This window comes from Salinicola salarius, from assembly GCF_002179555.1.
Taxonomy (GTDB): Bacteria; Pseudomonadota; Gammaproteobacteria; order Pseudomonadales; family Halomonadaceae; genus Salinicola; species Salinicola salarius_A.
In genome coordinates, this window is sequence record NZ_NHOU01000005.1 from 147,350 (window position 1) to 171,446 (window position 24,097).

Sequence of the window (24,097 nt, forward strand, 5' to 3'; positions counted from 1 at the left end):
CGCCGACCCTAAGGTCGGCGTTTTGCAATGCGGGTCAGTAGCGCTTACTTCTTGATGCCATCCTGACGCGTGGCCTTGGAGCCGCGGGGGCGGACATAGAGCACCAGTGCATGCTCGACCAGCTCATAGCCATGTTCCTCGACGATCTCGCGCTGACGACGCTCGATCTCTTCGTCATAGAACTCGACGATCTCTCCGGATTCCAGATCCACCATATGGTCATGGTGCTCTTCCTGGGACATCTCGAAAACCGCGTGACCGCCGTCGAAGTTATGTCGTACGACCAGCCCTGCCGCCTCGAATTGCGTCAAGACGCGATATACGGTGGCCAGCCCGACATCTTCTCCCGACTCCAGCAGCGCCTTGTAGACGTCCTCGGCACTCATATGGAGCTCTTCTTCCATGCGAGTCGCTTCGAGGATTTGCAGAATCTTGACGCGTGGCAGCGTGACCTTCAGGCCTGCCTTACGCAATTCTTGGTTTTCGTCGGCCATGGTCGCTCTTCGCAGTAGCGTCTTGTGTCGGGTATGATCAATCCACGCAACGATAGTGAAAGACGGACTCAAATGCAAAAACTGATCAGCACGGTCGTACTCCTCCTCGCAGTCTCTCTCATCGCAGGCTGCAGCTACTTGGGCGTCTACAAGAGGGACATCCCGCAAGGCAATCTCATCACCCAGGATATGGTGTCTCAACTGCACACCGGCATGAGCCGTGAACAGGTCGCCTACATCATGGGTACGCCTCTGATGGAAGCCCCGTTCTCGTCGAATCAGTGGGACTACGTCTTCTATCTTGACGAAGCCTACGGCGGCACCGTGCAGAAGCGGCTGACGCTGACGTTCCAGAACGACCAGCTGACCGATATCGCCAAATCCGGCGATATGGATTCGGATGTCGAACTGAACCAGGACGGCGGCCCCGGGCCGGCAGTCGAAGGGGCGGGTGAAGGCACACCGGTACCGCAGATCGGCCCCAGCGGCATCTGAAACGCTGACGATTCCTATAATGAATGAATGGCAGCTAACGTGAAGACACGCTGGCTGCCCGTTCACGTCTTGCCTGTTTGGGATCGATTTCGAGCGGCCGATAGACCTCGATCCGCTCTCCCTCGAGAGGCGAATAGTCTTCCGGCGCTGGCAGACGCTCGCCAAATATACCTAGCGGTGCCGTTGCGAAGTCGAAGCTTGCCCATGCCGTGTGCCTGGCCGGCAAATCGGCGAGCATGACTGCTTGCCTTGCGGACATCTCGGGCTCGAGCGAGAGCCGAACGATGACCTGATGCTCCGGCGTTGCGAACGCGACTTCGACATTTGCCATCAGGTTGCCTCCTAACGCCCGTAGACCTGATCGGCACGGCGCGTGAATGCGTCGACGAGCTGGCCCGCCACCTGCTGGAACAATCGGCCAAAGGCCATGCCCAGCAGCCGATTGCTGAATTCGAAACTCATTTCGAGCTCTATCTTGCAGGCGTCCTCTCCCATCGCACGAAAGTACCAGCAGCCGCTAAGCCGCTTGAAGGGACCATCGACGAGCGACAAATCGATGCGTTCGGGACGCTCGAGATCGTTGCGGGTCGTCACGCTCTGCTCCACACCGCCTTTGGCCAGGGTCATTCGGCCGACCAGATAGTCATCCCCCTGCTCGACGACGCTGGCTCGTCGACATCCGGGCAGAAACTCGGGATAGCGTTCGAAATCATTGACCAGTTCAAACATCTGTTCCGGTGTATGCCGAACGAATGCAGACCGATTCACATTGGGCATAGAGGTCTCCACTGATTTATCGCCCCGACATGCGTATCATGGGGCACCGTTTTCGATGCTTGAATGGTATCACGGCTGCCCTCATAACTAGGCTTCACACGATACTCGCCAATACCGCTCTCTGGCGTCTGGCGGAAGAGCGCGCAGAATGGGGCGCGCCAAAGTGCAGCCATTCATCATACCGCCCGAGGGCATACCGGATATCGCCGTAAAGAGGTGTCATGGGTAAGAAAAAAGGCAACGCGCCAAGCAGCAACACGATCGCCCAGAACAAGAAGGCTCGGTTCGAGTATCACATCGACGAAACCTTCGAAGCTGGCCTGTCGCTGGCGGGCTGGGAGGTCAAGAGTCTGCGCGCCGGTAAGGCTCAGCTGACCGACACCTACATTCTGGTCAAGAATGGGGAGGCTTGGTTGCTGGGTAGCCATATCATGCCGCTCAACACGGCGAGCACCCACGTTCTGGCGGACCCGACCCGGACCCGCAAGCTGCTCCTGCATCGCAAGGAGATCGCCAAGATCTTCTCGAAGACGCAGGAGAAGGGCCACACCTGCGTGCCGCTCAAACTCTACTGGAAACAGAACCTGGTCAAATGTGAACTGGCCCTGGTACGTGGCAAGCAACTTCACGACAAGCGCGCCACTGAGAAGGAGCGCGACTGGAATCGGGAGAAGGCCCGGGTCATGCGGGATCACGCTTGAGTACGGTATCGGTCATAAATGTTCGAGATTGCACTTGATATGGCGTGGGCTCGTCGCCATCTGGTAGAATGAACGAGTTGTACGGGGGCGACATGGCTTCGACGCCGGTGACAATCCCTGAGGTGCATGCCGAGAGCGTAACGTATCTCGTAAATCCAACGTTGCAATCAAATAGTCGCAAACGACGAAAACTACGCTCAGGGCGCACTGGCAGCTTAAAAACTGCTAGTTGTTAGCCTGGCCCCAAAGCGATGTGCCCATTCATCGCGGCGGGGATACGAGCTAAAGCTGATGGGACCGCGGATGTCAGCGCTCTCCTGACATTCGTTAAACCTTAGAGAGATCGCGAAGTGCCATCCTGCCCGTCGGAGAGCACTGAGTTAAATCAAAAGACGGAACTAAGCATGTAGAGCTGATGGGCGAGTGCCGGCGGACGGGGGTTCAATTCCCCCCGCCTCCACCAAACAAGGGTTTCAGGGCATATCAGGAAGTGTCATGAGACCAGCAAACAAGGGCCTTCGGGCCCTTTTTTGTTGTCAGGGCATATCATCCCATACCTTGTAATATCACTATCTTTGGGGGCATATTTGGGGGCACATCGCCATAGCGCCCGATCTTATGCCCCCAAAGCGGCAGGAAATCCCCGCCCCATGGGCACTGGCTGAGAATGAGAGATGCCCCCAACGTGGGGGCATCTCCCTGCCAAGTTGGGGGCACATGGCTACTACCACGCCACGAGGTGCCCCCAAATGTCTCGCCCAACCAACAAGCTCAGCGCCACGGCCGTTCGTAACGCCAAGCCCGGCGAGAAGATCCAGCGGCTGGCGGATGGTGGCGGGCTCTATCTGGAGATCACACCCGCTGGCGGACGCTATTGGCGGATGAAGTACCGGATCCATGGCAAGGAGAAGCGCCTGGCGATCGGCGTCTATCCCGATGTGGGTCTGTCAGAAGCGAGAGAGGCACGAGAAGAAGCCCGCCGCCTGCTAGCCCAAGACACTGACCCCAGCACCGCCAAGCGACTGACCCGCCAGTATGGCGTTGAGAATGCCGCCAGCACGTTTCAGGCTGTGGCCGTGGAATGGCTGGAGCAGGTCCACCAGCATGAGGTGGTGCCAGAGCACTACCAGCGCAACAAGCGCCGACTGGAGCGCGACGCCTTCCCCATACTGGGACGCCGGCCGATCGCCGAGATCACCGCCCCGGAGCTGCTGGACTGCCTCAAACGGATTCAGGACCGCGGGCATCTGGAAACCGCCCACCGCGTCAAGACACTGTGCGGGCAGGTATTCCGCTATGCCATCTCCAAGGGCCGCGCCGAGCGTGACCCGACGCCAGACCTCAAGGGCGCCTTGCGCAGCGCCAGAGGCGGCCACCACGCCGCGCTGACGGATCCCGAGCAGATAGGCCCACTGATGCGAGCCATCGACGGCTACGGCGGCACACCGACCGTTATCGCCGCGCTCAGGGTTTCCCCGCTGATCTTCGTCCGGCCGGGAGAGCTGCGCCAAGCGCTGTGGGAGGACATCGACCTCGAGGCCGGCGAATGGGCGTTCCAACCCAGCAAGAACGCTGATCCCTTGATCGTGCCATTGCCCACCCAGGCCGTGGCGATTCTGTCTGACCTCCAAGGACTGACCGGGCATAGCCGGTACGTGTTCCCCGGGGCCCGCAGCAACGCACGCCCCATGAGCAATGCCGCCATCAAGGCCGCGTTGGACACGATGGGATTCAAAGGCCAGATGACCGCCCACGGTTTCCGGGCCATGGCCCGGACGGTGCTGGCGGAACGTCTCAACTTTCCCAGCGAGTACATCGAGCAGCAACTGGCCCACTCGGTACGCGATCCCAATGGCCGGGCCTACAACCGAACACAGCACCTCGAGCAACGCCGGGAGATGCTGCAGGCGTGGGCGGACTACCTCGACGCCCTGCGAGCTGGCACCACCAACGTGGTCCCGCTGCGCAAAGCTGGCACATGACCCTTGCTGATTCTGCTGAATTGCTGAAAGCCGCATGGCTACGGGGTTCGGACCCTGCTGAAAGCCTGCTGATAAGTTTGCTGAAAACCTGCTGGCGTGTGGAGAACCGCGATGGATGACGAGAAAAACATGAATCCCAAGGAAGGCGGTCGCTACATTCGTCGAGATGGTGAACTGGTCCAAGTCGAAGGCCCGGCCAAAGATCCGAACGCGGAAGCTTGGCAGCGTTACGAGGAAACCCAGAAACCGATCGACGATGCGCTCGTTGCCAATGCCATTGAGGCGCTGAGCGCACTCGAAGCGCGGATGGAAGAGATGGAACCCGGCATTACCAGCGATCGTGACAACGTACTACCAGAGATGGCTACTCGCTGGAAATTCGATGGGTTTCCCCAGGCAGCGCTGGCGGTTCTCTTCCACATGATGAAGAAGGGCCATACAGACCTGGTGGCTGGCGCTTCCGAGTGGAAGATCCATCGGGACACTATACGAAGCGTCCGAGAGGTTTATCCCGAGCGGTACCCAGGCGAACCACTCAGACAAGCGCTGGTCGAGCACGGCTACTCGCGGCATCACAACTTCCCGCCTCCCACCTCCAGCACCGACACAATCGACGAAAACTTCGTGACGTTCGCCAAGCAGAAGGTGGCATCGCTCGGTGAAGGCGCCATCAAACCCGACACGCCACAAGCAGTATCCGCACTTGCCACCGAAGAGAAGCATATCGAAATTGCCAATCACTTCTACACCTGGCGCCATGCATATCCGGGGCAGTTCCAGAAGACTCCAACGGGCTATGAGCGAGCGTCAGAAAAGCTGGAACAGCTTGGATATCGGGGCGTTTCGGCCGACACAATCAAGAGCGCGGTAGAGAAAGCGCCCAATTCGATATGGGCCGACATGCGAATATGGGGGATAAAGGATCCGACCCGGCGCAAAAAGGTTAAAAATTCGTAGTAGTTTTTCCCCTCTTATCTCACTCCTGAAACGCCAGCCTTGCCTTGTCACTCCAAACGACGAGGCAACCCGGCATGTCACAGCCCGATACACCCACCACACCCGTAGTATTTCTTACCGCTCGTCAAGTATCCCAGCGCGAAAGCGTCAGCGTCGGCACCATCTGGCGTTGGGCACGTGAAGACAAATTCCCTACACCTGTGAAGTTGGGCGACAATTGCACGCGCTGGCGGCTTGCCGACCTCGAGGCATGGGAAGCCGAGCGCGGGGAGGTGGCCTAATGCTTGCCCTACTCTCCTTGCGCCGATATGCTGCAACCGTTGCGGCAAAATCCGTAACCGACCTTGGCCGGTCGAATTCACAAAGGCGCACGAGCGCCACCACCATGATGGGCGCTTTTTTTGTGCCTGCCATGCGCTATGGCGGCTGTGCGCGGGACACCTCACGGTGTGCCGGTTTCCTTTGTGACCGGTCGGCCAACCCGCGTACAGTCGCCCCCATCCGCTGCTTGGCCGCAGCCGGGGACGACTCCAAACACAAAGGAGCGTCACCCATGGCATCACGCCTATTCCCTACCCGAATTGCGTCTGCACGCGCTGCCGCTCATCGAGCGATGGCCAAAGCCGCCCTGTTCAGCAATTCAAGCGCCGCCGTCCGGCTCAAGCGCTACAACCACCACATTGAAAAAGCGCGCTTCCTGGAAAGCCGGGAGGTGCTGTCATGAAGTCACGCCACCAATCCAACAACCCCGCCGATCAGTTGGAAGAGCTGCGCGAGATCGGCGCTGCCGTTACCGCGCTGGCGGATCTGATGCGCGAAGACAACCTGCGCCGTCGCAGTCCTGATGAAGATCCGTTCCTGAGCGACGAGCGCCAGGCCGGTTTGGGCGTTGCCCTTGGCTGTATGGGGCTGCGTCTCGACACCCTCGCCGATCGCCTCGAACCAACCCGCCAGCACGGTGGCGACCATGAATGATGCTCTACGTCTCGCGATCGAAGCCACGCTCGAAGACCTCGAGCAAGCCGATGGCAGCTTGCAAGGCTGGCACGCGGAAGAACTCCGCGATCTACGCCGCCGGCTGGCGCATCGCCGCGACCGGCTCGACAACCTGCTGAGGGAGACCGCCGCCGATGCAGTCCAATCACATTGAGCAGCAGCTGGCGGACGCGTTGTTCTCTCACGGCATCGGACAGCTATCCATTCGGGCCGATGGCGAGATCCATCGCTTCGACGCACCGGATAAGCGTCGCGGCAACCTGTCGGGCTGGTACGTCTGCCCCACCGATACGATCGCGGTCTATGGCTTCTGGCACACCGGCGAGCAACACACGCTGACGCTGGCGGGCGAGCATGACCCCATCGCCGCCGAGCAAGCCCGGCAGGCTGCGCAGAGAGCCCGCCAAGTGAGGGAATCCCATCGCCAGCGAGAGCAGTTGCAGGCAGCCAAACGCGCCCGACGGCTATGGGCGAGCGCCAGCCCTGCCGATCGGCACCACGCCTACCTGGTCGCCAAGCAGGTGGCACCCCATGGCCTGCGCCAGCACGGCGACCGGCTGTTGGTTCCGTTGTTTGCTGGCGGCCAACTGGTGAACCTGCAACGGATCGGCCCGGACGGTGGCAAGCGCTTCATGCCCCGAGCTCACCTCAAGGGCTGCGCGACGATCATCGGCCGGCTGGCGGCTGCATCGCGCCTGTACCTGTGCGAAGGCTGGGCGACGGCCGCAACTCTTCATGAGGCAACCGGCTACCCCGTGGTCGCTGCCATGACCGCCAACAACCTGGCCATCGTTGGGCGAATGCTGCGCCAGCGCCTGCCGGCGAGCGTGGCTATCACCGTTGCTGCCGACAACGATCGCCATACCGAAGGCAATCCCGGTATCACAGCCGCCAAAGAGGTAGCAGCCGCCATCCGTGCGGATCTGACCTGGCCGCGATTCTCCTGCATGGATTGCTCCTGTACCGACTTCAACGACCTGGCTCGCTGCCAGACATCACGGGAGGGCGCCATATGAGTCACGCCGCCGTCAAACAGCAGTTGGGGCAGCCAATCGAGCGCGGAAGCGTACTCGAGCTGAACCCTATCCCGCTGGCGAAGCGGGAGAAATCCCCTGCATTTCCGCTCGAGGCGCTGGGGCCAATCTTGGGAGAGGCAGCGGAGCGTCTGGCCTACCACGTCCAGACGCCGCCTGGCATGGCCGGCCAATCAGTGCTGGCGGCAGCATCACTGGCCGTGCAAGGGCAAGTCGATGTCGCCCGCGGGCCGATCGGTCGCGGCCCCGTCTCACTGTTCTGCATGACCGTAGCCGGCAGTGGAGAGCGCAAGTCCAGCCTCGACGGGCTGGCGTTGGCACCCATCCGCGACTTGGAAGCCGAAAAGCGCCAGGGACACCCCGAAGCCTTGGCTGGCTACAAGGCAGCCCGTGAAGCGTGGGAGATGCGCAGGGAATCTGTGGTAAACGCGAGCAAGCCCAAGGGCCGGCAACCCATGAAGGAAGTGGATCAAGCCTTGCTGCAGGAACAGCTGGCGGAGATCGATGGACAGGAGCCACAGCCGCCAGCCACGCCGAGCATGACCTTTGCCGAGCCGACAGCCGAGGGTATCTATCGGCACCTACAGCACAGCTATCCAAGCTCCGGCCTATTCAGCGATGAAGGCGTGGGGTTCTTCGGCGGACATGGCATGAGCGACGAGAGCCGCGGCCGTACGGTGGCCATGGTTTCCAAGCTGTGGGACGGCTCACCGATCACCCGGACCCGTGGCACCGCCGGGGAGTCTGGCTTTCTGTCAGGCCGCCGGCTATCCGCTCACCTGATGGTGCAACCCGTTGTCGCTGCCAAGGTGTTGGGCGATCCATTGCTACAGGGCCAAGGCTTCCTGGCGCGGTTCCTGATCGTGCAGGAAACCAGCCTGGTGGGCCGTCGACTACTCAAGGGCCGCGACCCAAGATACGGCGCCCACCACGATCCGGCGATCGTCCGCTACTGGGAAACGCTGGCGGCGTTGATCCGCGAGCCCCTGGCAACCGATGAGAACGGCGCCCTTTCCCCGCGGCTTGCCACCATCGATGGCGCTGCCTACGAGGCATGGGCACGGCTCCACGACAGCATCGAATGGCAGCTGAGCCCCGAGGGCCGCTTTCGTGACGTGCAGGCGTTCGCCAGCAAGGCAGCCGACAACGCCGCCCGCATCGCCACCGTGCTGGCAGTCGTGGAGGGTGAGCCGAACCCCACGCCGCAGCACATCGAGCGCGCCGGCCTGCTGATGTCGTACTACCTGGAATCGATGGCCGTTCGCACGGGAGAGGCGCGGCAGGATGCAAACGAACTCAAGGCCCGTGATCTGCTGGAGTGGATTCAGGCGCACGGCGGCGAGCTGCATTGCCATGACTTCAGCCGTCTTCCGAGCGAGTACCGCACCGCTAAAGCTGCACGCCCCTTGCTGACCTTCCTGGTTGATGCCGGCCACCTGCAGATAGCCAGCAGCAACCAACACGGAAAGCCAGCCAGCTGGCGGATTCGGGAGGCTCAATCATGATCGACCTGGTAGAAGCCGGACGCCGACTCTGGGAAATCATCGACGCCGATCCAAACGCGCAAGCAGACGATGCCCAGCCCGTCACGAATCTGGTAGAGCAAGGGCGCCAGCTATGGGAAGCCACCACCGCGCCCTTTTCAGCAACTCGATCAGCATCGTTTTCAGCAGGCGCCAAGCCCGACACGGAGGGGCTTTCAGCAATTCAGCAGAATCAGCACAGCCCCGCGCCAGTGCGAGAGATCGAGACGATCATCTCCAGCCTAGTGAACGCTGGTCGCGACGTGGATGCCAGGCTGGCACACCAGCTACGGGAAACCATGGCACCACTGTCGCGCCGTGAACGCGCAGACCTGGCCATCGCTGTGGATGATGCGCTCGCCTCCACCGATGACCTGGACGAAGCCAGCCGAAAAGCACTGGCCCTGCTGGGTGATGCAACGGCCAGAGCGGCAAGGCGAGAAACGATCGGCGGCCGCGTGCCCTGGATTGACTGGATAGCTGAGCGCTGCGCATTGCTGGCGGAAGATCGAGCCTTCATCTGTCAGCGGATGCGCACCCTGCCGCCTCGCGTCGCCGAACGCACCGCGACGCGCTACGTGGATATCTGGCACGCCGCAGCCGATGCCGAACCCCAGCATCACCTCAAAGCCAACCGCGGCCGAGCCGCAGCGAACCGCTCACTGCTGGCGGTAGTCAAGCGATAGCCCTTAGTACATGCAGGATCAGTCTTTAGCAGCTCAGGGCTGTGGATAAATATTGTGAATAAGTTCTATCAAATAGAACTTAAGTATTGATTATTCTCACAGATAGAATTTAAATTAACTGTATATTTAACCAGTAAAGGTGTCGTATGTCTGACAAGAAAGGAATGACAGTCCATCTCGATGCAGAAACCGTAGCTGCCCTGGAAGAACAGAGAGTCAAGCTGGCCGAACAGCTACCCGACTACGCGCTGCCGTTCTGCACTCTCCCTATGCTGGCCAGACAAGCGGTCAAGGGCTGGTGCGAAGCTCAGGCCGCGTCAGCTGAGCAGGAGGGCCGATAGTGGATATCGAGATCTATGACCTTATCGACGGGACCACAGCCGCTGAGGTCAAGCACGCTCTGGCCGGTAACACTCCTATCACCGTCTACATCAACAGCCCCGGCGGCAGTGTGACAGACGCACTGGCCATCTATAACAACTTGCGCAGCTACCCGGGCCAGGTGACAGCGAGGGTGGATGGGCTGGCCGCTAGTTCGGCCACGCTGGTGATGCTGGCAGCCGATGAGATTGTGATGGCTGAGCACAGTCTGATCATGGTCCATGACCCGTGGACAGTCGCGGCAGGCGATGCCAATCAGATGCGGAAGGCTGCCGAAACACTCGATAAGGCCAGCGAGGAAATGATCCGTCTATACGCTGATCGCACAGGGCAAGCGCCCGAGGCGATCGCAGCCATCATGGAAGCCGAAACTTGGTTCAACGCCGCCGAAGCGGTTGAGGCCGGATTTGCTCACCGCGTTGAAACCAGCGACCAAGAAAAGCCACGGCTCACCGCTGTTGCATTGGCCTACCTGAGTAGCATCACCACCCCGACTGAATCCAAGGCCCAACGTCGCGAGCAGCAGGTAACGGAACTGCTGGACACCTTCCCCAATATACCCGCTGTGGCCGCTCTCAAAGAGGATCCCAACATCATGAGCCAGACCCCGAATCAAGTCCGTGAAGCTGTCCTTCAAGCTCTCGGTGCTAGGGTCTGTTGACGTTTCATGCACGGCCGCGCCGGAGCCAGTTTTTGTGCGGGGCAAGGCGTGAGGAGCGTAGTTTGGTCATTCCAAATGAACGACGAATAACGCAGCACCGTGCAAAAACTGGCCCGGCCCTTCGGGTTGCACGGCAAATGGCGCCATGCGGCGTTGCGGGATTGGAAAAGGGAACCACCCTTCTCTGCATCCCGCGCCTGGCCTGGCGCCATTTGGCGCAGCAACGCGGTTCGCGCTGAAACGTCAACAGACCCTAACACCACACCCACAGCACCAACCCGAATCGATCACGGCGTGCACGCTGGCAACGGTAGTATCGTTCGCGATGGCATGGTTGATGCGCTGGCGGACAGGCTAGGGCTTCAGCGATCGCAGGACGCCGGCAATCCCTACCGCACCATGAGCCTAATGGAAATGGCCAGAGCCTCGCTTACAGAGCGCGGTATCGGTGTGAGTGGGTTCGGCACCAAGATGCAACTGGTCGGCTCGGCCTTCACGCATACCAGCAGTGACTTCGGCAATGTGCTCATCAACGTCAGCGAAAAAGCGATGCTGGCGGGCTGGGGCGCAAGTGGCGAAACCTATCCGCGCTGGACCAAGAAGGGGACACTGACAAACTTCCATACCGCTTATCGGACCGGACTGGACAGTTTTCCATCGCTCCCGGTGGTGAAAGAAGGTTCGGAGTACAAGTATGTCTCGACAGATGATCGCGCCGCCCCGATCGCGTTGGCCACCTATGGCGGGCTGTTCTCGATCACACGTCAGGCGATCATCAACGATGACTTGAGTGCTTTCGAGTCGATCCCCGCCAGCATGGGACGCGCTGCCAGTCGAACGATCGGCGACCTGGTTTACGCGGTGCTGACCTCGAATAGCAAGTTCGTCGACGGAAAGGCACTGTTCAGCCAAGACCACAAGAACGTGACCAGCTACGACACTCTGAACCCAGAGGCGTTTGGCAACGCCCGGCGGCTGATGCGGATGCAGGTAGACGGGAAGGGGCACACCTTGAACATCGCGCCCGCCTTCGTGATCGTGCCGGCAGCGCTAGAGTCCACGGCCATGCAAGTACTGCGAAGCACCTCGGTGCCGGGAGCTGAGAGCAACAGCGGCATCATGAACCCGGTCAACGGTTTGGGAGAACTCATTGTCGAAAGCCGACTGGATGCCGGCTCGGACTCATCCTGGTACGTCACCGCGGCTCAAGGGAGCGATACGGTCGAGGTTGCGTATCTGGATGGCGTCGACACGCCTTACCTCGAGCAGCAAACTGGCTGGACGGTGGATGGTGTCAGCTACAAGTGCCGTATCGATGCCGGCGTGGCGCCTCTCGACTGGCGGGGGATGGTGCGCGGCTCCAAATCGTAAGACTGCAAGCGCGTTGCGCTCCGCGAGCGCAGCCTTGGCGACTGGCGGCTACCCGCCCGTCGCCTTTTTTTGTACTGGGTCCTCCCCCACCCCCTACCCCAACTACGGGGGCAGAGCATCGCGGAATTTGGCTACTTACGAGATTTTCCAGAGCATTGGTTGTTGTTTCGTCGCCAATCACGCCGCGTCCTAACGCCACGTACCTGAAAGCGGCTCTCTCATTACAGCGCCTAGCAAGACAACCCATTGATTGGAAAGCCCGAATAGCTTGCCGTAACCACCACGGGCGATAGCCCCAACCACTTGATGAACGGGCCCCATCGGAGCAACGATTTCACTCCGAACATCACAACCAGTCGCTGGCGCCAGTTCTAACGCCCCCACCTTCCCCGCACGATAGCCTGACCAATGCATTTTCAGCAGAAAATCAGCAACGCTTTCAGCACCTCGACGGCCCCTTGGGGCCTTGTTTTCAGCAATTCAGCAAAATCAGCAACTGTAATTCTCCAGTGGCTCGACCGCTCCCCCCTTCAGCGCTACTCTCGCTGAATCACTCACAGAGGGCCAAGGTTATGGCGAGTCACGATGAGGCAGTGGTCGAGATGCTGCGCACCGATCCAGAAATGGCCAGTGAGTATCTGAGCATCGCAGCAGGTGAGCAGGAAGAGGAAGGAGGGGAAGCCGCTTACCTGATCGCACTACAGCACGTCAGCGAATCACAATCCCGGTAACGCATTCGAGTTCAAAGCACATGTTCAACGCGATGACATCGAAGCCAGGGCAACGAGCCACCAATGGGGGCATATCTGGGGGCACATAATCAGGACTCCATAGAAAAGCCTTTACCAATCGGATAGATAGGCAAGCTTTTCAGTGGACCCCGCCTCCACCAAACATGAAAAAGCACCCGATCGGGTGCTTTTTTGTGCTCGCGCTTCCAGATGCCAGCCAGCTAACGGCGATTCTCAGGCAACCGATGCCATGGCGGCTGCCTTCTGTCGTTGCACCGCAGACATGGCGCGCTCCAGATCATCGTTCTTGCATTTGAACGCAGAACAGTCGGCGCAACGGACATCCTCGGACGCTTCATGCAGCGTCGGCAGCAAGAACCGTTCCCCACCACAAACGTTGCAACGTAGACCCAACGTGACTTTTAGCATTGTCGTTCCTTGGTACCGGCCCCTTCGTGAGTGGCCGTTTTGTTATGTTAGCGGTGATCCGACCAGCCAGCCCGAAGGGCCATATCACGAGCCAACCCTTGAGACTCCAGGCAAGCTTCGACAAGACAGGGGTACATCACCAATGCGTCCCTCCACCGCACGATGCCGAAGCGCGGGTTCATCCTGCCAGTAGCCTAGTCATGAAGTCGTGATACGGCTCGCAGCTCGCGTAGCGATTCATTCTTTGCAGCAGCTTGGCTCGCTCGGCCGCCGGCACGCCTCGCACGGCATGGTCGAGATTGGCCTCGGCCAATGTGTTGATGATGCGTCCGGGCGTGGCGAGATAGCGCTCGTTGGTCTGCAGGATCACATGATCCGCAGCTTCATGATCGACGATTTCATGGACATAGCTGCCAGGCAGGTTGACCACGACGACCCGCTGGAAGACGTTGGCGAACAGCAGCGCGAACCCCCCCGCGCCAGCCGAAGAGCCACCGAAGATGACCAATGTCCGGGCATGAATGGGCCTGGAGTTCTCGAAGATCGTGATGTTCCCGGTACCCGGGAGGTAATTGGAAAAGCGGCAGGACACGCCACTCTTCTCCCGGAAAACGGCGACGGTCGACAGGGATTTGGCGGGAGGATCCATCTTGGACCCCAGGTCACCCACGACTTCCCGCTGTTCGAAGGCATACAGCGAAGCGAAGTCGTCATCGAAGCCGAAATGCCGCATGCAGGCGAGAAATGCGAGATAAGCACCGCGGCCACTCCAGTGCGTATCCGTGGGGTAATAGCTATCTAGCTCCGCCTGCATGGCCGCCACGGGGTTGCAGTAGTCGATCCTTCCTGCCTGGAGAAGCTCCTCGACCTGCTCGGTAGGCGTGATGCTGGCTTTCTCGTAGGGGTAATATTCCGGCCTGACCTTTTCCTTGGAATTGGCGATCAACAACAGTAGAGAGCGCTGCCGTTGAAGCGGTCTGATCTCAGCGGAGAAACGTTGCCACTGCTGCTTTTCCTCCGCCCCCAGACGCTTCTTGCCAATGAACTGATCGATACTGGCATTGGTATCGTTGGCCAGGAAGAGCCACCCCTCTTTCCCTTCGACGACTTCCATGACCGGCGTCAACGAGAAGCGCACGCAATCGTGTACTTCCCCGTCATCCTCGAACCGGACACCGAGGACCAGGTCGCGCGCGAGATCCAACGCGTGCTCGAATTCCCAAACGACCGTTCCCGTCGGCAGGTCTTCTGTCGATAAGCTCGGCTCACGAACAGTGAGCGCCAGGGTCGAGACCTCCTCGGATGACTTGGCAATCAACACGGGCTGCTGATCCGAAGCGGTCTCGATCCGTCCGTGAATGCGAAAATGGCGAAAGAATTCGAGTGTGGCCACCCACTTCTGACCCTCGTCGGCATCCCAGCGCATGGAGACCGGCGAGGCGATGGACTGCCCCGCCAACTGATACTTCTTCGCTTTCTGACTGGCGATGACATTCTTGAGATCGCCGATGACCGAATTCCCGGGCTGCTTCTCCAGCGCCAGATTGGCCACGTGAAGTGCTGCACTGAATTGGCGTGCCGCAAGCAGGGCACGCGCCTGACGTATATAGAGCTGGAAAGGGAATACGGTGTAACGATCGACTATGGCCTGCCATCTTTCGACAGCCGCCGGCCAGTCCTTGCGCGTCATGGCCGCTTCGGCGTAGGCAATCCATAGCTTGAGCGGCGGCTGGGAGGATTTTTGCAGCGCGGCCGCCATCATCTCTTCGTGTTTGGCAGCATCACCGGCACCTTCGTAGGCCTGCATCAGTGTCTGAACAATATCGAGACTGTCGACGCCCGAGTCATAAGCCGGCTCCAGCAAGGCGATCACGTCCGAAAAGTCGCGCCTTTCCAGTCGAGCAGAAGCTTCGGCCATCAACTCGGGTGCCCCCTCGATGCGTTCGGCAACGGAAAAAGAATTCATAACGGCTCCCTGATGGTTGCAACGGAAGACTCCGGGCGGGAGGCTGACGATATGGCGCCGTCATGATGGTTCAGCGCGCATTCGCCATCGCATGCCCTGCGTCATCCATGACGACGTCGGTCATGGTGCCCGTCCATGGCCCGGCACTTGCGCCGTCAATGCATCGCCCCGCACCGCCCTAATGCCGGATCCTGTCTCTGATCTTTCGCTTCATCGTCACTATATCCCAGCGCTGACCTGACTCGACATCGCCCGTCGGGCATGAACTTTTTCAGCGTACCGGGGCCAGTAACCTCATTGTTTACCACTACCGGCTCGGTGGCGTTCTCATCGAAAGCGGGTGGAGGAGGCAAGTCGTCGAACGACCAAATGCCGTACCCCGCTCTGGAAAACCCACCCGAATCGGCTAGCCTCACGAGATGGTCATCGCCCTGCATGGGCGTGTGAATTTGCCATTACCGATAAAGTGTTATCCTAAAAATGGTTAGGCTGGCTGCGTGTCGCCGAAATCGAACCGCCCACAAGACAAGGAGGTTGGAGCTTGATAGCCCTTCGCCCCGATCGCTGGCTCAGTCGCTGGCTACTGTTACTACTTTTGATATTCGCTATTCCCGCACTGGCTCAGGAAAGTGGCACCGAAGGGCAGTCTGCTCAGGATGGCCCTGCCTATTCCACAATGGCGGATCTGCTGGAAAATCCGGAATCGCGGCAAGCCTTGATCGACCAGCTACGACAGCTGGCTTCTCGACAGGATTCCTCCGGCGATTCGCAAGCCGACGCAGCTCAGAGTGAGGGCGCAGCCGACAACGCGGCCGCGAACAATGACGGTAGCGACACCGCCTCCGGGCAAGCTACCCAAGCAACTGGCAGCGCCGCCAACGAAAGCGGCGAGAGTGCCGAGACCGCCACTTCGTTCCCTCGACGAATGGCACAGATCACCAGCAGTTTCGCCGGCGATATCGGTGGCCAGATCACCAGTCTGGCGGCCATGATCGGCGGATTTTTCACCAGCGACAGCGCCGCCGCGAGCGCCGGTCCGGCGTTCAGCATGAGCGATTTCCTGAGTGCGGCGATCGACCTTGCCCTGGTGATCATCGCCACGGTCGCAGCCTTTTTGATTCTACGCGCCATCGCCAAACCGCTGTTTTCCCGCTTCAGTCACTGGGCGCTTCAGGGCGAAGGGCGCAGCCACCTGTTACGCGTCATCGTGGGCGTGGTGCTAGCGGCCATCGTCGATGTCGTCGTCGTCGTTCTTGCCTATGTGGCAGGCAACCTGGTGGCGACCTTCCTGGTCGGCGAAAGCGGCAGTCTCGACACGCGGCTCTCGCTGTTCCTCAATGCGTTTTTGATGATCGAGCTGTTCAAGTGCGCCTTGCGGATACTCTTCTCCTCGCGCCACGAAGGGCTGCGCCTGGTATCCATCGAGGACGGTCAGGCAAGGTACTGCAACCGATTCCTGGCGACACTGGCCAGCTTCATCGGCTACGGCATGCTGGTGGCCGTTCCCATCCTCAATACCAGCCTCTCGTTCGCCTTCGGCAAGGCAGTGGGCGTCTTGATCATGCTCATTGCGCTGATCTGGTCGCTGGGCGTCGTGTTCAAGAACCGTACCGGTGTACGCGACCTGATCATCGCCAAGGCAGATTCGGCACAGCTGTCCGCATCGCGCGTCGCGCTTCGCCTGTTCGCGCGGGTCTGGCACGTCATCGCCGTGATCTACGCCGTCATGGTGTTCGCCGTGACGCTGTTGCATCCCGAAACCGCGCTACCGTTCGTGCTGATCGCGACGTTGAAGACGATTCTCTACATCGGCATCGGTATGCTCGTCTCCGGCCTGCTGACCCAGCTCATCGGCCGGCGCATCGACCTCGGCGACAACATGCGCAAGCGACTGCCGTTGCTCGAACCGCGCTTGAACTCTTATATCCCGACGCTGCTGAAGATCGTCCGCGCCCTCATTCTGATTGCGGTGGTGATGTACACCCTGGATGCCTGGGGCGCGTTCGACCTCGCCGCCTGGTACGCCAGCGACGCGGGATCGCACACCGTGGCGACCGTGATTCAGGTCATTCTGATCCTGATCATCGCTGCCATCGTGTGGATTGGCCTGGCCAGTCTGATCGAGAACTACCTCAATCCCGAAACGGGTGGCGGCGCGCCCACCGCACGCGCGCAGACGTTGATGAGCCTGTTCCGCAACGCCCTGGCCATCACGCTGATCATCATGACCGTGATGATCGTGCTGTCTCAGATCGGCATCAATATCGGGCCGCTCATCGCTGGCGCCGGGGTACTGGGCCTGGCTATCGGCTTCGGTGCCCAGAAGCTGGTCCAGGATGTCATCACCGGGGTGTTCATCCAGCTGGAAAACGCCATGAACACCGGAGACGTCGTCACCGCTGGCGGCATCACCGGCACCGCCGAGCGCATCAGCATCCGCTCCGTGGCGATCCGCGATCTGTCCGGCACCTATCACATCGTGCCGTTCTCTTCCGTGGATACCGTCTCCAACTTCATGCGCGAGTTCGGTAACCATGTCGGCGAATACGGTATCGCCTATCGCGAGAACATCGATTACGCCATCGAACAGCTGGAAGCCGCCTTCGAGGAGCTCAAGGCGAGCGAGGAGCATGGCCACAAACTGCTGGCGCCAATGACGGTGGCAGGGGTAATCGCGCTGGCAGACAGCTCGGTCAACATCCGCGTAGTGATCAAGACCACGCCGGGGGATCAGTGGGGTGTCGGGCGCGCCTACAACCGCCTCGTCAAGCTCTACTTCGACAAGGCCGGTATCGAGATTCCGTTCCCGCATACCACGCTCTACTTCGGTCAGGACCGCACCGGTTCGGCGCCGCCCGCCAACCTGCGCATCATGCAGGAGGACTTCACGATCGACGGCAGCCCCGCCGGTCAGCCGAAGGCTCATCAAACCGACGCGCCCACGGCGATCGAAGGCGAAAGCCGGTCCGAATCGACGCCGAATCAGCGAGCGCAGGACGAGACGCATCGAAAGCCCACCGACGACGATGTCGATGGCGACGAGACGGACGAGCCACGCTAGATCGTTAGACCGTCAGCCGGAATCCCCTCGTCTTTTCGGGCCGCCTTCGGGCGGCCCTTTTCGTTTGTGTCCTGTTGTCAGGCAGTCGTCATCATACCGGCGCCCAGCATGGCGGCGCCGCGCACGCCACTGGCATCACCCAGGCGAGAGCGCATCACGTCGGGCACCTCGACACCTGGGAACAGGTGTTCACCAATGGCCGCCGGCAGTGCCATCACAAGATCGTCCACGGCCGACAGGCCGCCGCCGATGATGATCGCCTGGGGCGATAGCAGCTTGACCACATTGGCCAGAGCGCCGCCCAGCAACGCCAGATGACATTCGCGCGCGCGCCGCGCCGCGCCTTCCCCTGCCAGCCAGGCCTGATGCCACTGCTCGGCGGAGGCCGACCGGCCGCCAAAATGGCGGTGCAATCTCACCAGCCCGGGCCCGGCAATGTAGCCTTCCAGGCACGCCTCGAGACCGCAGCCGCAAGGCAACAGCGGCAGGTCATAGTGCTGGGCGGCCGCTGCGGGCAACGGCAGATGCCCCCACTCGCCAGCAAATCGCCCGGCGCCCTTGAGCAGCCGGCCGTCCACCATCGCGCCGCCACCCGCGCCGGTACCCAGGATCGCGCCGAAGGCGTGCATCACGCCCTCGGCCGCGCCACCGGGCCCGGTTTCCGACACCACGAAGCAGCGGCTGTCGTTCTCGATGATGAAATCACGATCGAGATGCGTCGCCAGCGCCGTCTCCAGGACGAAGGGACGAAGCCCCGGCAGGTTTGCCGACACCAGATGCCCCTGCTCATCGAGGACACCGGGAAAACCCAGTCCCAGCGAACCGCGTCCGCCATGACGACGATCCGCCTCTCGCACCAACCCGGCCAGCAGCGCCATCAGCGCCTCGCCGTCATCCGCCGGCGTCGGCTCGCGCCAGCGATCGAGACACTGCCAATCCGGGTCGTAGATCGCGATCTCGATCTTGGTCCCGCCGACATCGATACCGTAATGCATGCGTGGGATCCTCAAACTGGGTGACGGTGACCTACCGCACGAAAAAAGGCGCCCGCAGGCGCCCAGGAGAGCAATCGATCGTCAGCCGGAATCAGCGCGTCATGTCGCTGGGCTGCGGCAACGCCGGCAGCGACTTGTCGAGCAGCGTCACGCTCTGACGGTAGTAGAGCTGGCTCTTGCTGTGATCGCCGAGGTTGGCATACAGCCGTGCCAGCTCGGCGCAGACGACCCCGCTCGGGCGCTGGCGCTGGCTCGCTTCGAAGTACTCCTGTGCCTTGCCCCAGTAGGCATTGCGCAGCGACAGACGGCCCAGGGTGAGCAGCAGATCCGGATCGTTGGGGCGCTCCTGCAGCCACTTCTCGGCATAGGCCAGCTGTCGGGCGGCGTCGACATTGAGCAGACCGTAGCGCAGCACCAGCCGCGTATCCCAGTGCTCCTTCAGTGCGTTGCGCAGCAGGCGCTCGGCATCGCCCTCTTCTCCGCCCTTGATCAGCGCTTCGGCATAAAGCCCGACCAGTTCAACGTCGCCACGCAGGTTATCCGGCATGTCCGCCCATAGCGAACGGACGCGCGGCAGATTGCCTTCCTGCTGCGCGGCCTGCACCAGAAGCTCGCGATAGACCCGCTGGTCGAGCTCACGACGTTCGTCTTCGGTAATCAAGCGATGCTTGTCGAGACGCGGCAGCAGTCGACGCATGCCATCCCAGTCGTTGACGCTGAGATAGGCCTGCTTGAGCAGCTTGAGCACCTGGGGATGCTCCGGCAGTTGCTGTTCCAGACGCGTCAGGGTCGCCAGGGCTTCTTCGAACTGCTGGCGATCCAGCATCAGCTGTGCCTGTACCAGCCCCACCGCCGTATCGGCGCCCTCGGTGCTGTGATGCGCCCGCTTGAGCAGCACGTCGGCCTGCTCGTAACGGCCCTGGTAATGGGCCGCCAGCGCTGCGGAGAGATAGTTGACCAGCGGCGTGCCGGAATCATCGGCCGCCTTGGTGAGAGACTTCTCGGCACGCTTCCAGCGGCCTTCCGCCAGCGCCACCAGCCCGCGAACGGTGCGCTTCATCGCGGTGCGGTGACGCGTACGGCTATTCCAGACCTTGAGCCGGCTCACCGGGCGGCGCAGGCGCGTCAATGCACGCAGCAGAAAATGCAGAATCAGGAAAGCGGCCAGCAGCAGGACACAGCCGAACCAGAAAGAGGTCTGGATGGAGGTGTCGCCAACGCGAATGAACCAGTAGCCCGGCAGCGACTGCATCAACTGCCCAAACAGCGCGCCGACCGCCAGACCGAAGACGATCAGCAGGATCAGCTTTCTCATGCGCCCTCTCCCTGTGCCGATCCGCTGGTACCGCCCTGTGCGCCGCCGTTCTGTGAACCGCTTCCGCCCTGGCTCCCGCTGCCGTTGCCGAAGCGCTGCTCGATGAAGCGCTTGAGCAACTGCGAGGATTCGCTGATATCGGGCAGCTCCGGTCGAACCTCGTTGTCACGCAGGCTCTTGAGCTTGTCGATCGAGTTGGCCACGCCGTCGTTGTCGGTCGCGTAGTAGCCTTCGACCAGTTCGATCGCCTTGTCGAGGCTCGCCTGGTAAAGCTTGGGTTCCGATTTCAGCAACGCCAGTTGCGCCTGTTCGAGAAGCAGCCGGACGTTCTGGCGCAGGTAGGACTCCTGCTGCGGCGTGATCAGCGCTTCCAGCGGCTGGTCATGACGCCGCACGGTCACCAGATCCTTGAGCTCGCTGCCCAGCGTCGCCAGCTGCTGGCGCCAGCCGCCGGTCGGCTTGGTGTCGCCCTCGCCGGCGGCGATCTCCTCGATGTCCTGCTTCAGCGGCAGACGCGCCAGCTGCTCCTGCTGCGCCATCAGCGCCAGATAGAGGCCGGTGCGATCGATGACCGGCACGGAATCGAGCGAAGCCAGCTCGGACTGGATGGCTCGACGGATCGGCACCAGCGCCGGATTGTCCGCCTCGCGCAGACGCGCGTCGGCGGCGTTCAACAGCGCCTTGGCGCCCTCGACGTCACGCTCGAGCTGCAGCCGCTGGTTGGCCAGGCGCAGCAGATATTCGGCTTCGGCGTGCAGCCACTCCCGCGGGTCGGCCTGCTGCTGCTGGGCCAGCTCCTTGAGTACCTTGTCCAGGGTGTTGTCGAGATTCTGACGGTACTGATCGAACTCGCCACGCATCATTCTCAGATTCTGCTGACGATTCTGGTCGAGCTCGCCGACTTTCGACTCGAGCTGGTCGAGCGTGGTGCTATTGGAACCGACCTGACTCAACTGCGTCTGCTGTTGCTGGATTTTCTGCCAGCCGAGATATCCGACGATTGCCACGGCAATCGCCAGCAGGATGACCAGAACCAAGGCCAGCAGCCCCAGTTTGGCGCCATTGCCTCGTTTGCCAGCCGTTGGCGGAGTACCGCCTGGCGGAGTGGCCGCGCCTCCCGAGGATGGCGTTGCCGGACCCGACTTGCCGCTTTTCTTGCCGGCTGTGGCGCCGTTTTTGCCACCCGCGGAGCCGGATTGAGCAGAGGCGCCGGATGCAGCGGCCGCCTGAGCCGTGTTCGATGCGGAAGCGCCGGATTTACCCGACTTGCTGGTGGCATCCGGTTTGCTGGTGACGTTCGTGTCGCCAGTCGTATCACCCGTAGTGGCCGGCTGCGCGACATCCGGCTTGATCGGGTCGGCCTTGGCCGAGCCGCTTTTGGCAGAGGGATCGGCAGGTGATGACGGCTGGCTATTGTCCGCGTTCGACGCCGCGGCCGCCTTCGGGTCATGTCCGGTCGGTTTGGCCGTGCCGTCCGATGTCTGCTCGCTACCGGATGTCGGTGCCGACGGCGGTTGCTGATCTTTGCTTTGCTTGCTCATCTACGCTTGCCTTTTTCGTGATCACCCTGATCGAAGGTGGCGCCCCGCGGATCGAGCACCGCGCGGACCTCGGCGCTCAATGCCGCCGGGGAAGCGCCCGACGCCACATGAGGCGAGCCGAACCCCAACGTTTCCGCCAGTGTAGCCAACCGCGGACTCGAGACGATTAGCGGTTGGTTCAACGCAACCGGGCCACACCATGTGACCAAATGTTGCAATATTTCCCCGCTGGTCACCACCAACGCGGCAAAATCTCCGCTTTCCAGACACGTGTCCAGGGGGGGAGAAGGCGGATGATAACAACGCCGGTAAAGCGAAACCGCTTCGACCTCGGCGCCGCGTTCACGCAGCCGTTCCGCCAGCAGTTCCCGACCCGATTCGCCGCGAGCCAGCAGCAGGCGCTTGCCGACTATCGCCTTGAGCGATGCCACTTCCAGCAGCCCTTCGCTGTCCTCGCCGTTCGCTCCGGAGGGAATGACCGCCGGCACGCCCAGTTCCGCGTGGAGCGTCTGCGCGGTGGCTCTGCCAATGGCATAGAAACGCAGGCCCAGAGGCAACTGGGGCCAGTATGACGCAATGGCCTCGGCAAGACACGTCGCGGCCTGCGGGCTGACCACGATGATGCCTTGGAACAGATCGAGATCCAGCAGCGCAGTGCGAGCCGAGTCCGACAGCGCTACAGGCTCGAAACGCAGCACGTCGAGCGCGGCCGTGGCGTAGCCGGATTCGCCCAGTGCCCGCGCCAGGACCTCGCCGCGAGCCCCGGGGCGCGTCAGCAGCACGCGGTCAGGCATCACTCGTTACCGGCGCTTCCGTAAACCTCGGCAAGAATCTCGCCGGCTCCCTGATCCAGCAGGTCTTCCGCCACGCGAATCCCCAGCGATTCGGGCTCCATGGCCGATCCCCGGCTCTCGGCACGCAGCACGACCGAACCGTCGGGATGCCCCACGAGGCCGCGCAGCCACAGCGTATCGCCACCGTTCTCGAGCACGGCGTAGCCGCCGATCGGCACCTGGCATCCGCCATCGAGGCGCGTGTTCAGGGCACGTTCGGCGCGCACCCGCGTCGCCGTCGCGGCGTGATCCAGCGGCGCCAACAGCGAAATCAGTTCAGCGTCGTCGTAGCGACATTCGATCCCCAGCGCCCCCTGGCCGCAGGCTGGCAGGCTCTCTTCCGGCGTCAGTTCCGCGGTGATCCGATCGGCGAGCTGGAGCCGCTCCAGCCCCGCCGTGGCCAGGATGATCGCCTCGAAGTCGCCTGCATCGAGTTTGCCCAGGCGGGTCTGGACGTTACCGCGCAGCGGCAGCACTTCGAGATCCGGACGCCGCGCGCTGACCTGCAGGCCGCGGCGCAGGCTGGAAGTGCCCACCCGCGCGCCCTCGGGCAGTCCGTCGACGCCGGAGTAGTGGTTGGAGACGAACGCGTCGGTGGGCGCGCCGCTTTCCAGAATCACCGACAGTCCCAAGCCTTCCGGGAACTGCATCGGCACATCCTTCATCGAATGCACCGCCAGATCCGCGCGGCCGTCGAGCATCGCCTCCTCGAGTTCCTTGACGAACAGGGCCTTGCCGCCGATCTTCGCCAGCGGCGTGTCGAGGATCTGATCGCCGCGGGTAGACAGCGGCACCAGTTCGACATTCAGGTGCGGGTGAAACCTTTCCAGCAACCCCTTGACGTGTTCAGCCTGCCATAGCGCCAACGCGCTCTTGCGGGTTGCGATTCTCAATCTGTTTGCGTCGAGCACGCCGTTCTCCGAGTCTGATGGAGAGTACCGTCGGCACCGTTGATGGGTGCATTCGGTTCGTCACCAAGTGGGCGTTCGCGTTCACGAACCTTGTCTTACATGATAGAGCAGTCGCTGGATGAGGAAAAATCGACCGCATCGTCGAATGACCGGCCAAATTCGTCAGTTTCCCGGGGCACCGTTTCGGTAGTGCTTTTTTACCGCTTTCCCTGCACCTCCCTTTGCGATTTTTCTTGCATCTTTTTACGGCTTTCTTT

General features: G+C 61.4%; 26 protein-coding genes and 1 other RNA gene. 17 read left to right on the top strand and 10 right to left on the bottom strand.

The genetic code is table 11. The annotated features are described in order from the left end of the window. Positions 1-44: 44 nt before the first annotated feature. Positions 45-494, bottom strand: a complete 450-nt coding sequence (gene fur, locus CCD76_RS06075; RefSeq protein ID WP_071230959.1) for a ferric iron uptake transcriptional regulator — start codon at positions 492-494, stop codon at positions 45-47. Positions 495-566: 72 nt separating this feature from the next. On the opposite strand from fur, the gene CCD76_RS06080 reads away from it, so the two are divergent. After that, positions 567-989 carry an outer membrane protein assembly factor BamE gene (locus tag CCD76_RS06080; protein ID WP_087718624.1) on the top strand — a complete coding sequence of 141 codons (423 nt, stop codon included), beginning with the start codon at positions 567-569 and terminating at the stop codon, positions 987-989. Positions 990-1,023: 34 nt separating this feature from the next. Here CCD76_RS06080 and CCD76_RS06085 read toward each other — a convergent pair whose 3' ends face one another. Together CCD76_RS06085 and CCD76_RS06090 are read right to left on the bottom strand one after the other, a co-directional pair. After that, the gene (locus CCD76_RS06085; RefSeq protein ID WP_087718625.1) at positions 1,024-1,320 is read right to left on the bottom strand and encodes an RnfH family protein; all 297 of its coding nucleotides are present in this window, start codon (positions 1,318-1,320) and stop codon (positions 1,024-1,026) included. 11 nt (positions 1,321-1,331) lie between these two features. Further along, positions 1,332-1,766: a type II toxin-antitoxin system RatA family toxin gene (locus CCD76_RS06090; RefSeq protein ID WP_087718626.1), complete on the bottom strand. Its 435-nt coding sequence runs from the start codon at positions 1,764-1,766 to the stop codon at positions 1,332-1,334. A gap of 221 nt (positions 1,767-1,987) precedes the next feature. On the opposite strand from CCD76_RS06090, the gene smpB reads away from it, so the two are divergent. The 15 genes from smpB to CCD76_RS20015 all read left to right on the top strand — a co-directional run bounded on the left by smpB (position 1,988) and on the right by CCD76_RS20015 (position 12,789). Further along, on the top strand, positions 1,988-2,467 hold the full coding sequence (gene smpB, locus CCD76_RS06095; RefSeq protein WP_087718627.1) for an SsrA-binding protein SmpB: 480 nt from the start codon (positions 1,988-1,990) through the stop codon (positions 2,465-2,467). An 83-nt stretch (positions 2,468-2,550) separates the two neighbouring features. Continuing rightward, positions 2,551-2,930, top strand: a transfer-messenger RNA (tmRNA) gene (gene ssrA, locus CCD76_RS06100). A 286-nt stretch (positions 2,931-3,216) separates the two neighbouring features. After that, positions 3,217-4,449, top strand: a complete 1,233-nt coding sequence (locus CCD76_RS06105) for a tyrosine-type recombinase/integrase (RefSeq protein WP_087718628.1) — start codon at positions 3,217-3,219, stop codon at positions 4,447-4,449. A 111-nt stretch (positions 4,450-4,560) separates the two neighbouring features. Continuing rightward, entirely contained in the window at positions 4,561-5,406 is an 846-nt protein-coding gene (locus CCD76_RS06110; RefSeq protein ID WP_087718629.1) for a hypothetical protein, read from the top strand. A gap of 74 nt (positions 5,407-5,480) precedes the next feature. Next, positions 5,481-5,687, top strand: coding sequence for a helix-turn-helix transcriptional regulator (locus tag CCD76_RS06115; protein WP_087718630.1), 207 nt, complete (start codon positions 5,481-5,483; stop codon positions 5,685-5,687). Between the two features lie 272 nt (positions 5,688-5,959). After that, entirely contained in the window at positions 5,960-6,130 is a 171-nt protein-coding gene (locus CCD76_RS20010; protein WP_179208864.1) for a hypothetical protein, read from the top strand. After that, on the top strand, positions 6,127-6,381 hold the full coding sequence (locus tag CCD76_RS19690; RefSeq protein ID WP_143543256.1) for a hypothetical protein: 255 nt from the start codon (positions 6,127-6,129) through the stop codon (positions 6,379-6,381). The genes CCD76_RS20010 and CCD76_RS19690 overlap by 4 nt, the downstream gene beginning before the upstream one ends. Next, complete coding sequence (locus tag CCD76_RS06125) at positions 6,374-6,556, top strand: hypothetical protein (protein ID WP_087718632.1); 183 nt, start codon at positions 6,374-6,376, stop codon at positions 6,554-6,556. Before CCD76_RS19690 ends, CCD76_RS06125 begins: the two co-directional genes overlap by 8 nt. After that, the gene (locus CCD76_RS06130) at positions 6,537-7,418 is read left to right on the top strand and encodes a toprim domain-containing protein (RefSeq protein ID WP_087718633.1); all 882 of its coding nucleotides are present in this window, start codon (positions 6,537-6,539) and stop codon (positions 7,416-7,418) included. Before CCD76_RS06125 ends, CCD76_RS06130 begins: the two co-directional genes overlap by 20 nt. Further along, positions 7,415-8,941 (top strand): YfjI family protein, encoded by a 1,527-nt coding sequence (locus tag CCD76_RS06135; RefSeq protein ID WP_087718634.1) that lies wholly within the window; start codon positions 7,415-7,417, stop codon positions 8,939-8,941. Before CCD76_RS06130 ends, CCD76_RS06135 begins: the two co-directional genes overlap by 4 nt. After that, entirely contained in the window at positions 8,938-9,645 is a 708-nt protein-coding gene (locus CCD76_RS06140; protein WP_087718635.1) for a hypothetical protein, read from the top strand. The genes CCD76_RS06135 and CCD76_RS06140 overlap by 4 nt, the downstream gene beginning before the upstream one ends. Before the next feature lie 146 nt (positions 9,646-9,791). Continuing rightward, positions 9,792-9,986, top strand: a complete 195-nt coding sequence (locus CCD76_RS06145) for a hypothetical protein (protein WP_087718636.1) — start codon at positions 9,792-9,794, stop codon at positions 9,984-9,986. Continuing rightward, positions 9,986-10,687, top strand: a complete 702-nt coding sequence (locus tag CCD76_RS06150) for a head maturation protease, ClpP-related (RefSeq protein WP_087718637.1) — start codon at positions 9,986-9,988, stop codon at positions 10,685-10,687. Before CCD76_RS06145 ends, CCD76_RS06150 begins: the two co-directional genes overlap by 1 nt. 99 nt (positions 10,688-10,786) lie before the next feature. Further along, positions 10,787-12,058, top strand: a complete 1,272-nt coding sequence (locus tag CCD76_RS06155; protein ID WP_256961147.1) for a ClpP-like prohead protease/major capsid protein fusion protein — start codon at positions 10,787-10,789, stop codon at positions 12,056-12,058. A gap of 572 nt (positions 12,059-12,630) precedes the next feature. After that, the gene (locus CCD76_RS20015) at positions 12,631-12,789 is read left to right on the top strand and encodes a hypothetical protein (RefSeq protein ID WP_179208865.1); all 159 of its coding nucleotides are present in this window, start codon (positions 12,631-12,633) and stop codon (positions 12,787-12,789) included. Positions 12,790-13,023: 234 nt separating this feature from the next. Here CCD76_RS20015 and CCD76_RS20020 read toward each other — a convergent pair whose 3' ends face one another. Beyond that, positions 13,024-13,164 carry a hypothetical protein gene (locus tag CCD76_RS20020; protein WP_179208866.1) on the bottom strand — a complete coding sequence of 47 codons (141 nt, stop codon included), beginning with the start codon at positions 13,162-13,164 and terminating at the stop codon, positions 13,024-13,026. A gap of 232 nt (positions 13,165-13,396) precedes the next feature. After that, positions 13,397-15,184: an alginate O-acetyltransferase AlgX-related protein gene (locus CCD76_RS06165; protein ID WP_087718639.1), complete on the bottom strand. Its 1,788-nt coding sequence runs from the start codon at positions 15,182-15,184 to the stop codon at positions 13,397-13,399. A 541-nt stretch (positions 15,185-15,725) separates the two neighbouring features. Between CCD76_RS06165 and CCD76_RS06175 the strand changes: the two genes are divergently transcribed. Next, on the top strand, positions 15,726-18,245 hold the full coding sequence (locus CCD76_RS06175; RefSeq protein ID WP_087718641.1) for a mechanosensitive ion channel domain-containing protein: 2,520 nt from the start codon (positions 15,726-15,728) through the stop codon (positions 18,243-18,245). A 77-nt stretch (positions 18,246-18,322) separates the two neighbouring features. On the opposite strand, the gene CCD76_RS06180 is transcribed toward CCD76_RS06175, so the two are convergent. From CCD76_RS06180 to hemC, 5 genes are all read right to left on the bottom strand, one after another. Further along, positions 18,323-19,240 (bottom strand): ROK family protein, encoded by a 918-nt coding sequence (locus tag CCD76_RS06180; protein WP_087718642.1) that lies wholly within the window; start codon positions 19,238-19,240, stop codon positions 18,323-18,325. Between the two features lie 91 nt (positions 19,241-19,331). Then, on the bottom strand, positions 19,332-20,555 hold the full coding sequence (locus tag CCD76_RS06185; protein ID WP_071230980.1) for a heme biosynthesis HemY N-terminal domain-containing protein: 1,224 nt from the start codon (positions 20,553-20,555) through the stop codon (positions 19,332-19,334). Beyond that, positions 20,552-22,096, bottom strand: coding sequence for a uroporphyrinogen-III C-methyltransferase (locus CCD76_RS06190; protein WP_087718643.1), 1,545 nt, complete (start codon positions 22,094-22,096; stop codon positions 20,552-20,554). The genes CCD76_RS06185 and CCD76_RS06190 overlap by 4 nt, the downstream gene beginning before the upstream one ends. Beyond that, positions 22,093-22,890 carry a uroporphyrinogen-III synthase gene (locus tag CCD76_RS06195; RefSeq protein WP_087718644.1) on the bottom strand — a complete coding sequence of 266 codons (798 nt, stop codon included), beginning with the start codon at positions 22,888-22,890 and terminating at the stop codon, positions 22,093-22,095. Before CCD76_RS06195 ends, CCD76_RS06190 begins: the two co-directional genes overlap by 4 nt. Continuing rightward, positions 22,890-23,840 (bottom strand): hydroxymethylbilane synthase, encoded by a 951-nt coding sequence (gene hemC, locus CCD76_RS06200; RefSeq protein ID WP_087718645.1) that lies wholly within the window; start codon positions 23,838-23,840, stop codon positions 22,890-22,892. Before hemC ends, CCD76_RS06195 begins: the two co-directional genes overlap by 1 nt. Positions 23,841-24,097 lie beyond the last annotated feature (257 nt).

Excerpts from the sequence above, each read along its gene's own strand:
- CCD76_RS06080 (WP_087718624.1), top strand. The coding sequence starts at position 567 with ATGCAAAAACTGATCAGCACGGTCGTACTCCTCCTCGCAGTCTCTCTC.
- CCD76_RS19690 (WP_143543256.1), top strand. The coding sequence starts at position 6,127 with ATGAAGTCACGCCACCAATCCAACAACCCCGCCGATCAGTTGGAAGAG.
- CCD76_RS06195 (WP_087718644.1), bottom strand. The coding sequence starts at position 22,890 with ATGCCTGACCGCGTGCTGCTGACGCGCCCCGGGGCTCGCGGCGAGGTC.
- CCD76_RS06180 (WP_087718642.1), bottom strand. The coding sequence starts at position 19,240 with ATGCATTACGGTATCGATGTCGGCGGGACCAAGATCGAGATCGCGATC.
- CCD76_RS06130 (WP_087718633.1), top strand. The coding sequence starts at position 6,537 with ATGCAGTCCAATCACATTGAGCAGCAGCTGGCGGACGCGTTGTTCTCT.
- CCD76_RS06135 (WP_087718634.1), top strand. The coding sequence starts at position 7,415 with ATGAGTCACGCCGCCGTCAAACAGCAGTTGGGGCAGCCAATCGAGCGC.
- CCD76_RS06145 (WP_087718636.1), top strand. The coding sequence starts at position 9,792 with ATGTCTGACAAGAAAGGAATGACAGTCCATCTCGATGCAGAAACCGTA.
- CCD76_RS06085 (WP_087718625.1), bottom strand. The coding sequence starts at position 1,320 with ATGGCAAATGTCGAAGTCGCGTTCGCAACGCCGGAGCATCAGGTCATC.
- CCD76_RS06125 (WP_087718632.1), top strand. The coding sequence starts at position 6,374 with ATGAATGATGCTCTACGTCTCGCGATCGAAGCCACGCTCGAAGACCTC.
- CCD76_RS06115 (WP_087718630.1), top strand. The coding sequence starts at position 5,481 with ATGTCACAGCCCGATACACCCACCACACCCGTAGTATTTCTTACCGCT.
- CCD76_RS06110 (WP_087718629.1), top strand. The coding sequence starts at position 4,561 with ATGGATGACGAGAAAAACATGAATCCCAAGGAAGGCGGTCGCTACATT.
- CCD76_RS20015 (WP_179208865.1), top strand. The coding sequence starts at position 12,631 with ATGGCGAGTCACGATGAGGCAGTGGTCGAGATGCTGCGCACCGATCCA.
- CCD76_RS06140 (WP_087718635.1), top strand. The coding sequence starts at position 8,938 with ATGATCGACCTGGTAGAAGCCGGACGCCGACTCTGGGAAATCATCGAC.
- CCD76_RS06105 (WP_087718628.1), top strand. The coding sequence starts at position 3,217 with ATGTCTCGCCCAACCAACAAGCTCAGCGCCACGGCCGTTCGTAACGCC.
- fur (WP_071230959.1), bottom strand. The coding sequence starts at position 494 with ATGGCCGACGAAAACCAAGAATTGCGTAAGGCAGGCCTGAAGGTCACG.
- smpB (WP_087718627.1), top strand. The coding sequence starts at position 1,988 with ATGGGTAAGAAAAAAGGCAACGCGCCAAGCAGCAACACGATCGCCCAG.
- CCD76_RS20010 (WP_179208864.1), top strand. The coding sequence starts at position 5,960 with ATGGCATCACGCCTATTCCCTACCCGAATTGCGTCTGCACGCGCTGCC.
- CCD76_RS06185 (WP_071230980.1), bottom strand. The coding sequence starts at position 20,555 with ATGAGAAAGCTGATCCTGCTGATCGTCTTCGGTCTGGCGGTCGGCGCG.
- CCD76_RS06190 (WP_087718643.1), bottom strand. The coding sequence starts at position 22,096 with ATGAGCAAGCAAAGCAAAGATCAGCAACCGCCGTCGGCACCGACATCC.
- CCD76_RS06090 (WP_087718626.1), bottom strand. The coding sequence starts at position 1,766 with ATGCCCAATGTGAATCGGTCTGCATTCGTTCGGCATACACCGGAACAG.
- CCD76_RS06165 (WP_087718639.1), bottom strand. The coding sequence starts at position 15,184 with ATGAATTCTTTTTCCGTTGCCGAACGCATCGAGGGGGCACCCGAGTTG.